This window comes from Atribacter sp. (genome assembly GCF_035418125.1).
GTDB lineage: Bacteria > Atribacterota > Atribacteria > Atribacterales > Atribacteraceae > Atribacter > Atribacter allofermentans.
In genome coordinates this window covers 1-10,040 of sequence record NZ_DAOLQM010000053.1, presented here as the reverse complement: position 1 = coordinate 10,040, position 10,040 = coordinate 1, and the positions used below count along the sequence as shown (strand labels likewise).

Below are 10,040 nucleotides of genomic sequence, written 5' to 3'. Positions count from 1 at the left end.
TCCAGGCGTTTTATTCTTTGCTCAATGGCATTCATTATCCATCATCCTCTTTTCCAGGGCTTCTAAGCGTTCCTCTAAGTCTTCAATTTCTACCGCTCTTATTGCCAATTCTAAAATGGTTTTGGCTGCTGATACCTTGGCACTTTCCACCACCCCATTACCCATTACCTCAAGCAAAGTATCAACTGCTTTGGTTACAGACTTTTGAACCTGAGTGAGGGCATGACCAACTATTTCTTTTTTAGCTTTCCGAAAGGCTGCTTGAAATTCCGGGTCATTCAACCATCGAAACATGGTACTTTGAGATATCCCCGCCTCTTGTGCGGCCAGGGTAATGGTGGGTTGGGTGATAAGACAAGCTATGGCCTTTTCCTTTTTCCGCTCTAATTTTTTGCTAACTTCTATCATTTTGGGCTAATTCCTTTCATTTCTTCATTTTAAAAACACTTTAAACTAAATCATTCTTACTGTTTTTCGTGTGAATTTTTTTCAATAGTTCCTCATATAAACGTTTATTATGTTCCTGGGCTTCTTTTATACTTTTTTCTTCTTGCTCCGTTTCCCAGGCTTCCATCTCCGCTTTCCAGTCCCCTTTTTTCTTATACAGATAAAGAGAAAGCAAAAAATCAAAGGCCTTTTGGGTTGAATCAATGTTAGGTATTTCTCCTAATTCTATAAATTCCTTAATTGCCAATTCAAATAATGGATTGTCCCGGATATTCATAAAATAACTCATTAACTCTTGCTCAAATTTATATTCTGCTTCTTTCGCTTCTTCGCCCCATACTTTCTTAAACTTCGGTAAATAGAAAAGTTTTCTAAAAAGATTGGCATCTTCCTCTGCATTGCTACCTATTTCTTTTTCTATCTCCATTTGTTTTTCAAGCGTTTTTTTATACATTTCGCTATTTAATAACTCATTAACTGTTTTCTCCTGGTGGTCTTCAATAACATAGCGAAGATCTATTAATAGCATCGAATATTTGCCATAATATCCACCCATGCGAATAAATCCATTAATTAAATCGTTTATTTCTTGTTCTTTCATTCTTTACCTCCCTTTAAAAAGATCGACCAATTTATTTAACTCAATTTTTAACTTTTCAATATCTTTGTTTTCGGCTGCTTCTTCAATACAACCTTGGATCTCCTCAATCTCCTGATACTTTTTGGGATTATCTTTTTCACACCAAGCCAAATAACCTGGCTTATACATTCCGGATATAACCCTATAAGTTTCTTGAATCATAGTCATGATCTCATCTTCTTCCCCTGGCAATCGGGTTATAACTTCCGGTTCTTCCCATTCTCCAATCTCAATCTTTTCTTTCTTTACCCATAATTCATTTAGGTCTTTACAGCCACCAAACACCTCACTGGGCAAAAAATAAATCTCTTTTCCCAGCATAAAGCCCTCATTGGCCAGGGTTTTCCATTGGCTACCGGCTGTATCCTGATCAAAACAAAAAACCACCCTTTGAGCTTTCACCCAAGACCACCGTAATCCATTCACTCCAAACACCGCACAGGAATTTTTATAACCAGCTGCCATCAGTGATAAAGCATCAAAGCCACCTTCACAAATAAAAACCGTTGGGCTATTTAAAGCCTGGGCATTGAATATTCCTTTATGGCCGGGTAAATGATCGTGCCTTATTTCCTTTGGTGTCTTCTCATCACTTCCTACCGCTCGGCCATACAGGTTGATGATTTCGCCCTGGAGGTTGGTATGTGGAAAAACCAGCCGGCCCCATTTCCATTGATAGATTGGTTTCCCATCTTTTCCCAGATGTGGCCATTTACCTGATTCCGCATACCCTATCCCGCAACTTTGAGCAATTGATAAAGGTATTTTTCGCCTCTCAAGATATTTTTCACCCCAGGACCCTTTTAATGCTTTCTGAAGTTCCTCAAGAATTAACCTTAATTCCGGCCTGGGTTTCACTTCCTCGGGCTTTGGGATCGGCTCATGATAAGGTTGGATCTTATCCTTTCTCCATTCTTTTTTAGATTCTTCGAGATACCCCCAGGCCCCACAGGTAAAACATTTAAAATGGCCAGTTTCTAAATTCAGTTGAAAACTTCTTTGATGATCTCCTCCGTGAATCGGGCAAAAAAATCTCAAATACTTACCAGATGGCTTCCCTTTTCCCTGACCCCGGTAGTTCTCAATCTCTCTCAAGGATAAGGTAACATTATCAACCATTAACCTTTTTCTCCCTAAAAATTGATTTAGCCGGTTTAAATATCATTTCAACTTCTCCAATATCTCCAAACCGATTTTTCAAGATCTGCAGCTTAACTTTTCGGCCGTCTACGCATTTTTCTTTATTGTTAATTAAAAAAATAGCCGTATCGGCTGAATATTCAATATCGCCGCTTTCCTTAAATGAGGTTAGGCTTGGTGAGCCTTGTTGTTGCCTATTTTGGCTGGAAATAATCAATACTGGGCTATTTAACCGGTTTGCCAATTCTCTCAATTCAGAAACCAGATCGCCCACAATATGCCGATATTCCCTCCGGTTTTCGTCTTCGGGGGTTTGAATTGCGGACCATCTTTGAAGGTAGTCGACCACAATTAAAATTTTTTCCGCCCTATACTTTGCCATGATCTGCAAGGCTTTAGCCTTTACAGTAGAAACCCTCAAGCGTGAATTTCCCTCAAGGAAAAATAACTTATTTAAATTAATTCCCCTTTGAGCTTGTTTTAATTCTTCAATATTTCCCTTTCCCTCCCGGTAATTTTTTAAAATAAAGTTTCCGCCATTTAAATTTAAACGCTGACAAACTGCTTTTAATGCAAGGGTTTGCAAGGATTCCTCATAGCTAATAAAGAGGGCTGGGTATCCAGTTTCAACTGCTTTAATTGCCACTTGTAAGGCAAAGGTGGTTTTACCGGCTCCCGGTTCAGCTGCTAATAAATGGATCCCAGGTTGTAACTCACCTAAAAGATCATCAATTTCTTGAATTCCAGTTGGTAAGCCAATTGCCTTCCTTTGTTTTTTCATTTCCTCTTTATTTTTTGCATCCTCTACAACTTTTGGAAATAATTCATCAAGTGAAAAACATTCACCGGATTTTAGTTCTAAAATTGCTTGTTGCAATCTATTTAATTCTTCCTGGATAGTATTTAAGATCTCACCCGTTTGTCGGTTTTCTTTTATTAGCTTTATCCCATTTTCTATAGCCTTTGCCATTAACCTTTTTTGATACAGGTTTATGAGTTCTTCAGCTGCCCCCCGTGGATTCTCGGTTGGTTCTCCCTCTATCACAGGCATGGGTTTATCATTTTTCGCTGCCGCTTCAATTTGAGAATAAAAATTGCGATTCTCAGGGTTTCCAAATATCTCAAGGGTAAGTAAATCAATCAATTCATAAAAAAGATCTGGTTTCTTCGCTATCGCTGCCAATAACGATCTTTCCAGGATGGGATCATAATAATCAACCTCAAGCGTGTGTTTTTCTGGCATTTCTTCGATCTCCTTTCTTTCATTTTCGCCCTTTGTCAACTCTTTTTCTCAAGGAAAGTCACACCCCACACGGTTTTACAGACGTGTGGGTGTGTACTTTACTACTTTACTTATAGGGGTTTTTGGAATTTTTTGAAAACTTCATTTTTTTGCTCTATGGATACCATTACCAAAGTTTTTGAAATAAATTATTGTCGGGCACTTCGAGCATTTTTGTCGGGCACTTCGAGCATTTTTGTCGGGCACTTCGAGCATTTTTGTCAATTCATTTTTTTCCTTTTTTTCGCTCTGTGAATAGGCTTCTTACTATTTTTGATAAATTTTTTACCTGTTGCCAAGTTGTCAATGGGTTGTCAATGGGTTGTCAAAGTTCAATCATTTGGGTTGTTCATCTTTTTTTTTCTTCTCCAGGAATTGGAGTTTCTTTTTATATTCCGGCTTAACCGCTCGTTTATTGCTTTCTAACCGGCTCATCATAGAATTTGAAATTCCCAAATAATTGGCTAACTGCTTCGCTGTCCATTTTAACGATTGCCTTAACTCTCGAATTTCTTCCCCGGTCCAGGCTTTTGTCTTGGTTGCTTTATTTTTTCTTGATATTGGGGGTAAATATTTGCAATTTTGGCTTATTTCTTTGAGAGGAGGGGGTGGAATAAAAAGGGTTTTGCAATTTAAAAATTCGTCCCAATATCTTTTTTTAATTCTCCCTACTTGTTCACCTGGCCTGAGATATTTCGGCCAGGAATTAAAATTAAATTGCCATCCCCATTTTTCCTGTTCCAAAATGGCATTAATAACTTGATTTTTAATTTCTCCCCGCTTTTTGCGGTCTTCGGGTTGAGTTTCTCGGCCGGAAAATTCAATGATCTCCTGATTGGAAATTTCAAAATTTTTGCCCCATTCAAACCGGGTTTTGAAGGTTAATAAGACGGCCAGGGTGGCACTTATGCTATCTCTTTGGCGTTCCACTTTCTCGAGCATTTCTCTGGCCAAAAACCCAAACTGCCTCATTGAGGGTTCGCCATGCAAAAAGATATCCCCCCAAATTCCATCACGCCCCACTATTTGCCAATCTTTGTAGTCACATTCTAATTTTCCATCTTTCACATCAAGGGTCCCTTGACCGAACTTTTTTAAATGTATATCCCAAAGTGGATAGGTTCCATTTTGATAATTGAAAGCTTGCACTTCCCTACCTTTTCTTTGAATTTTTCCGGTGAATTCAAGGTTTAAAATTTGCAATCCAATTGATTGGAGTTGGTTAAGAATTTCAATACACTTTTTATCTTTTTCCTCACGACTTAAATCTCTCCTCGTAGCTAACCCTAAACATCTATAAAATTCTTCTCTTGGAATGCAAAAAGTTCTATTTTCTTTGGTGGTAATTGCTGCGTAAGATAAAAGTAATAAGTGGATCCAAGCGGTGTCGATTCCTAATTGATTCACCAAATCCCAGGCCAGTTCCTTTTGAACCAGCTCAATTGGTATGCCTTGCTTTAAAATAACTTGGTATGAAAATTTTCCTTTTAGTCTTTCGCCTTCTATGGCATGGATAAAATAAGGGCGTCCCTCATCGTCTTCTTTCCAATTTTTCGATAAAAATGCCTTTGTTGCTCCAAAGGCCGTGGGATTACTGGCAAAGGGCGCCAATCCATTTATAAATGGCGAGGTGGTTTCTGGCTCTTTCAAGGAGAGATTTTTGGAGAAAAGATCAATAAATTTTTTTATGATTTTGTTTTTCTTTTTTTGGCTTTCTGCGTGCATTCGATTCAGATTCCGAATAGCTTCATCTTTTTCTGGGGTTGTACTTGCAATTTTTTCGATCTCTTTTTTAATTTTCGTAAGGGTTAAAGTGGTAAAAGCAATATCAATAAATATCGAAACGATATTCATTAATAATTCAATACTTTTTGATCCAATCTGTTGCTTAATTTCTTCTGGAATTGTTTCAATAACGATATTATTTATGATTTGTAATAACTCATCCGGATTAAGATTGTTTGGCAAGTTCCTCAGCCGGTTTTCAATATTTTTATTGATTTGTTCTAACGTTTCCCCAATTTCTCCGGGTGGAATTTTAACCCTCGAAAGCAAAGCAATTAAGGAAAATAAATCAGGATCCAGCTCCTTTAGTTTTTGAAGTTCTTCATCATTTAAACTCATTTATTTTTTCCCTTTTGTGTAATTTCTTTTATGATCTTCTGCTGCTGGTGGTGCCGGTATTCCTCGAATTCTTTAATGAGGTATGCGGTATCAATTCCAATGTTTTTAAAGAATTCCAATATTCTTCCCGGTATCGGGTTCAACCCCGATAGGGTGTTATAAATATAAGAAACTGGGGTTTGGGTGGCTATTGATAACATCCTGGGCGTTAAATTGTTTTTTTCCAAAATGATTTTTAATGGGTTCTCCAAAAAAGATCACCTCCATTATTTTTTCGGGGGGTGACAAATTCGGGCAAGTGGGTTAAAATGAAGGTGCTCATTTTTGAATGGAAAACCTGGAGGGTTAACCATTCACCCACTGCCCGGGCTTGTCGCCGCAAGTTCCCCGGGCATTCCTTTTTATTATACCACAATATTTAGTATTTTTTTATTTTATATTATCTATATATTGTATAATGCCCGTGGAAAAATTCAAGCTTCTTTTTTAAATTCATCAATAGCGCTCACAAATTAGTTCTTTACCATCCAGGCATAGAATTAAATGGTTGTTCAACTTTTTAATAAAAAATAGATCCATTTTTCTCTCCTTTTTTCTCCTCATATTGAATTTTTATGAATTCCTTCATGTAGTTCATATTCTCCCCAAACGTCACCCATCCCCCAGCCTGGACGCTCAAAAAATACTTCTTCACACTTTGTGCAAGCTAATCCTTTTGATGTTTTCATTTCAAGAAAAGCCTCCCACATGGTTGAGGGTGGATTGCTAACGTATTGCCACTCCCGTTTAGACTTGTTATAAAATTTCCCTTGTAGTCCCAATCCTTGCCCCAAATACCAATGGATTAAAACTTTAATTGGTTTCATTTTTTTTCCCTCCCGTTTTATGATATCTTTCTAAAGTATTTCATACCTCTTTCTAGTTCTTCATCAATTATGTGAGTGTAAATTTCTGTAATCTTGATTGAAGAATGGCCCAGGGCTTTTTGAACCAACCTTAAATTCTTGCTTTCCCGATAAATATCGGTTGCGAAGGTATGGCGTAAGGTGTGAGGGTGGATATCTTTTTCAATTCCCGCCTGTTTGGCCTTTCGTTCTACCAATGCCCTCACATAGCGATCATTAATCTTTCCCCCTTTTAAGGTGGTAAATAAAAGATCGCTTTCCGGTTTTATCGCTTTCCATTGCCTCAGGACCTCTAAGGCGTCATCATTCAGCCATACCACCCGATCCTTTTTTCCTTTTCCCTGGTGAATATGGATCTTTCCGGTTTTCCAGTCAATATCCCTGGTCCGCAAGTTCAGCACTTCACCACAGCGCAAACCAGCGTCTAACATAAGTCTCATCATGGCATGGTTCCTTAAACCGGTTTGGGCTTTCCGGTTGAAGGTCCGCAAAAATACCCTTTGTTCCTCTGTGGTTAAAACTTCCGGTATCTTTCTTTTCATTCCGGATCCTCTCCCTATAGTACCGAAAAGGTATATTTCCGGTATTCTATTTTCACTTTTACAGGTTTTCCCTGGGATGGGAAATAAAAACGGTATTCTATTTTTCCATTACTTCACCAAATGCCCCAGGAACCCTTTTTAAAATTCCATTCGATAAATAACACCTCTTTTAAAATAAACCTCCCTTATTTGCCCTCTCAGGTGCCGTAGAATTAAAATTATAAGCCCATATCTTCTAAGCCTTCCTCTATACTTCCTGGTGGTGGTGACTTTCGATCCAAAAACGCTTTCATATCCTTTTTGGTGAAATACCACCTGGTCCCAATTTTCCGGCCTTCTATCCTTTTTCTTTTCAGCATATCCCTGATCGCTACCTTGGAAAGCCCTAATATTTTTCCGGTTTCCTCAATGGTGAAAAATTCCTCACCCAATATTTCACGTGGCATTTTTCTACCCCCTTGTTTTCGGTTTCAAATCGTGCTACCATTATACCATTATTTTCTTTTCTTTTCCATTCTTTTTTCCACAAAATTACCCCCACTTTCTTATATTTATTTTACATAATGTAGATTATAGGAACCTGAACCTCACCACTTTTCCCATATTTTTACCCATTTAATCGCTATAAATAGCATAGTAAAGGTATTTTTTTGGTGGTTTAAAATGATGGTGCTGTGGTAGAATATTTCAGAAGATAATACAAATAACCGATAATATGAAAAATTTTTTCACACTTTATCGCTTTTTTCCTTAAAAGTGGTGGGAAAAATCAGGCCTTTTTATTTCTCTTTCTTCCCCACCAGCCATTCTTTTACCCTGGTGAGTACCCCTCTGGTATCCTCTTGGTACCCTGGTAATTTCCGAATAGTAAGCATTTTGATAGTCTCTTGTAAGTCCAGGATTTGCTTTTGTAGAAAAGCCTTATCGCTCTCTAACTGGTGGATCCGGTCTTTAAGTTCTGTTACCAGGTTGGTATCAAAATTGGTATCAATTTTGGTAGTGCTGGTAGTACCAGCTTGATTCCCCACTTTAAAAAACCGTTCGGCCTCAGCTTGATCAATTTGGTACTTTCCATTTACCAAATTTGCTTTTAATTTGTTACCCTTGATATACCCTCTTATGGTATTTGTTGAATAGCCTGTAATTTGAGATAATTCTTTAATGGTATAGCTTTCACCACTCACGAATAACCCCCCTCACCCTGGTTAATACCCCTACCAATTTTGATACCAAAAAGTTTACACCCTTTGGTATCCTCTGGTAAATGGATCATAAAAATACAATTCCCCAGGTGGAAAACCACCTCGCAAAACTCACAAAATACCCTTAACGTGTCGAAAAAGTGGCGATACCCTTTTTTTATAGACTCCAAAAACTCCATTTATTCTTGGTGATTCCCTTTTTTTATAGAGTCCCAAAACTCCATTTGCCAACTGATTGAAAGGCTTTTAACGCTGAGCTCAATTTCTCAAGCTCCTTGGTATCTTCGTAACTGAGAGTTGCTTTCTTCTTGATTTCCACTATCCGCTTTTCTATAAGCTCGATTGCCGATTGCGCTGGTCGAAGACAACTGGCATCAAAGCTCGCTGATTCAGAAGCAAGAATATCTGACATTTTTTCTTGTTTCTTTTCTTCCAATTTTCTGCTATATATCTTCCTCTCTTCATTCCATTTTTCTTTTGCAGACCGCTTCATTAAAGTAGAAAAACTGCGATTGTATTTCTTTGCCAATTCTTCCAGTGTAATATCTTGATGGATGTATTCAGCTTTGATCTTTGACCAATCATACTTTGCCATTTTCACTCAACTTCTTCTATAGTTACCTTAAAGGCTTTTCCTCGTAATAGAGTTAATTTAATAACCTCGGCTATCTCAGTATTGGATATCGGGTAAGGACGATAAAAAACAAATTTTTTCCATTTAGCTCCTCCTGAGATACTATCTTAGCTGTGAAACAACCGATGACAATCGGAACTTCAGGAACATCAAGTTTAATTCGCATTCCGTTTTGAGAGCCTGAAATGTTAATTGCTGCATTGTTCCGGATCCTCTTTTTTGCTGAACGGTTCGAGCAGAAAAACCAGTCTTATTTGCGGTATCTTCTGAAAACGAAATCATTTCGCTTTCAGTCTTTGTTTTTGTTCCTTTGCCGTGTTTTCCGCCACCATATTGACCTTTTTACTCTCTGGATACATTGCCTCATGTGTAAGTTCCGGACCCCTTTTTATAATGCGACAAAACACCCCTAAAAAATTGCCCTGAATTTCATTTTTATAAGCACTCAACGTCGCAAAAACCCTCTATCTTTTTAAAAAGGTATAAACATACCACCCACTAAAAGAAAGAGGGCTCCTGTGCCTTCTCAAAGCGTATAAATTACAATACAATAGCTATTTTTTGCCCGGGTTTCAATTTAACGTCTTTCAAATGCGGTCCAGGTGGTTCTATATCTTCTTCTTTGCTTAAAAGCTTTACCCTTATTACGATAGTCTCACCGGCTGCTTCTTGTCGTGCCAATTCCTCGAATTCCTCAGGTGTATTCTCCCAGCTATAAATTTTAACCTTGCTCCAATCAAGGGGAGAAGCTTGGTTTTCCAGCTTTTTTAATCTTTCATTAAGTCTCATGATTTTCTATCCTTTTCTTTAAGGTATCTAATTGTTCCAATAGCTCCTCAATTTCTTTTCCTCTTTGGGCAATCTCGCCCCCGGACAGAGTATTTTTTTCACTAATTTTGGTTTTCTTTTCCATTTGTTTAATTCTTTGTTTCAATGTCATTATTCTCACCCCGCTTAAAAGGCCAGGAATTAACTCAGAAGTTAGATTTATCTATAAACGTTACCCGGTAAACCCTAAACCCTTGAGCGCTCATTTCCTCGCTTTTGTTTTGAAGTTCTTCACAGTTGGAAAAGTCGCTTTCAAAAAGAACTACCGGTTTAAATTCCCTTCCTATTTGGGTTTT

14 protein-coding genes are annotated in these 10,040 nt (G+C 37.9%); all 14 read right to left on the bottom strand.

From position 1 onward, the window contains the following. Positions 1-21: 21 nt before the first annotated feature. The 14 genes from PLK24_RS04535 to PLK24_RS04470 all read right to left on the bottom strand — a co-directional run bounded on the left by PLK24_RS04535 (position 22) and on the right by PLK24_RS04470 (position 9,856). On the bottom strand, positions 22-408 hold the full coding sequence (locus PLK24_RS04535) for a phBC6A51 family helix-turn-helix protein (protein ID WP_324476727.1): 387 nt from the start codon (positions 406-408) through the stop codon (positions 22-24). 40 nt (positions 409-448) lie between these two features. Continuing rightward, positions 449-1,048: a hypothetical protein gene (locus PLK24_RS04530; RefSeq protein ID WP_324476725.1), complete on the bottom strand. Its 600-nt coding sequence runs from the start codon at positions 1,046-1,048 to the stop codon at positions 449-451. Between the two features lie 3 nt (positions 1,049-1,051). Then, the gene (locus PLK24_RS04525; RefSeq protein WP_324476723.1) at positions 1,052-2,206 is read right to left on the bottom strand and encodes a toprim domain-containing protein; all 1,155 of its coding nucleotides are present in this window, start codon (positions 2,204-2,206) and stop codon (positions 1,052-1,054) included. Further along, positions 2,199-3,470: a DnaB-like helicase C-terminal domain-containing protein gene (locus PLK24_RS04520; RefSeq protein ID WP_324476721.1), complete on the bottom strand. Its 1,272-nt coding sequence runs from the start codon at positions 3,468-3,470 to the stop codon at positions 2,199-2,201. The genes PLK24_RS04525 and PLK24_RS04520 overlap by 8 nt, the downstream gene beginning before the upstream one ends. A gap of 375 nt (positions 3,471-3,845) precedes the next feature. Beyond that, a complete protein-coding gene (locus tag PLK24_RS04515; protein ID WP_324476719.1) occupies positions 3,846-5,633 on the bottom strand; it encodes a helix-turn-helix domain-containing protein in 1,788 nt (595 codons plus the stop codon). Continuing rightward, positions 5,630-5,884, bottom strand: coding sequence for a hypothetical protein (locus PLK24_RS04510; RefSeq protein WP_324476717.1), 255 nt, complete (start codon positions 5,882-5,884; stop codon positions 5,630-5,632). Before PLK24_RS04510 ends, PLK24_RS04515 begins: the two co-directional genes overlap by 4 nt. A 348-nt stretch (positions 5,885-6,232) precedes the next feature. Then, the gene (locus PLK24_RS04505; RefSeq protein WP_324476715.1) at positions 6,233-6,499 is read right to left on the bottom strand and encodes a hypothetical protein; all 267 of its coding nucleotides are present in this window, start codon (positions 6,497-6,499) and stop codon (positions 6,233-6,235) included. Between the two features lie 17 nt (positions 6,500-6,516). After that, complete coding sequence (locus PLK24_RS04500) at positions 6,517-7,080, bottom strand: tyrosine-type recombinase/integrase (protein ID WP_324476713.1); 564 nt, start codon at positions 7,078-7,080, stop codon at positions 6,517-6,519. A 218-nt stretch (positions 7,081-7,298) separates the two neighbouring features. Beyond that, positions 7,299-7,526, bottom strand: coding sequence for a helix-turn-helix domain-containing protein (locus PLK24_RS04495; protein ID WP_324476711.1), 228 nt, complete (start codon positions 7,524-7,526; stop codon positions 7,299-7,301). Positions 7,527-7,859: 333 nt separating this feature from the next. After that, positions 7,860-8,264 carry a helix-turn-helix domain-containing protein gene (locus tag PLK24_RS04490; protein ID WP_324476709.1) on the bottom strand — a complete coding sequence of 135 codons (405 nt, stop codon included), beginning with the start codon at positions 8,262-8,264 and terminating at the stop codon, positions 7,860-7,862. A 220-nt stretch (positions 8,265-8,484) separates the two neighbouring features. Beyond that, positions 8,485-8,877: a hypothetical protein gene (locus PLK24_RS04485; RefSeq protein WP_324476707.1), complete on the bottom strand. Its 393-nt coding sequence runs from the start codon at positions 8,875-8,877 to the stop codon at positions 8,485-8,487. A 317-nt stretch (positions 8,878-9,194) separates the two neighbouring features. After that, the gene (locus PLK24_RS04480; protein WP_324476705.1) at positions 9,195-9,365 is read right to left on the bottom strand and encodes a hypothetical protein; all 171 of its coding nucleotides are present in this window, start codon (positions 9,363-9,365) and stop codon (positions 9,195-9,197) included. 91 nt (positions 9,366-9,456) lie between these two features. Then, on the bottom strand, positions 9,457-9,705 hold the full coding sequence (locus PLK24_RS04475) for a hypothetical protein (RefSeq protein ID WP_324476704.1): 249 nt from the start codon (positions 9,703-9,705) through the stop codon (positions 9,457-9,459). After that, positions 9,695-9,856: a hypothetical protein gene (locus PLK24_RS04470; protein ID WP_324476702.1), complete on the bottom strand. Its 162-nt coding sequence runs from the start codon at positions 9,854-9,856 to the stop codon at positions 9,695-9,697. The genes PLK24_RS04475 and PLK24_RS04470 overlap by 11 nt, the downstream gene beginning before the upstream one ends. Positions 9,857-10,040 lie beyond the last annotated feature (184 nt).

Coding starts and splice junctions, on each gene's coding strand:
- PLK24_RS04500 (WP_324476713.1), bottom strand. CDS start 7,080: ATGAAAAGAAAGATACCGGAAGTTTTAACCACAGAGGAACAAAGGGTA.
- PLK24_RS04520 (WP_324476721.1), bottom strand. CDS start 3,470: ATGCCAGAAAAACACACGCTTGAGGTTGATTATTATGATCCCATCCTG.
- PLK24_RS04535 (WP_324476727.1), bottom strand. CDS start 408: ATGATAGAAGTTAGCAAAAAATTAGAGCGGAAAAAGGAAAAGGCCATA.
- PLK24_RS04525 (WP_324476723.1), bottom strand. CDS start 2,206: ATGGTTGATAATGTTACCTTATCCTTGAGAGAGATTGAGAACTACCGG.
- PLK24_RS04470 (WP_324476702.1), bottom strand. CDS start 9,856: ATGACATTGAAACAAAGAATTAAACAAATGGAAAAGAAAACCAAAATT.
- PLK24_RS04515 (WP_324476719.1), bottom strand. CDS start 5,633: ATGAGTTTAAATGATGAAGAACTTCAAAAACTAAAGGAGCTGGATCCT.
- PLK24_RS04505 (WP_324476715.1), bottom strand. CDS start 6,499: ATGAAACCAATTAAAGTTTTAATCCATTGGTATTTGGGGCAAGGATTG.
- PLK24_RS04485 (WP_324476707.1), bottom strand. CDS start 8,877: ATGGCAAAGTATGATTGGTCAAAGATCAAAGCTGAATACATCCATCAA.
- PLK24_RS04495 (WP_324476711.1), bottom strand. CDS start 7,526: ATGCCACGTGAAATATTGGGTGAGGAATTTTTCACCATTGAGGAAACC.
- PLK24_RS04475 (WP_324476704.1), bottom strand. CDS start 9,705: ATGAGACTTAATGAAAGATTAAAAAAGCTGGAAAACCAAGCTTCTCCC.
- PLK24_RS04530 (WP_324476725.1), bottom strand. CDS start 1,048: ATGAAAGAACAAGAAATAAACGATTTAATTAATGGATTTATTCGCATG.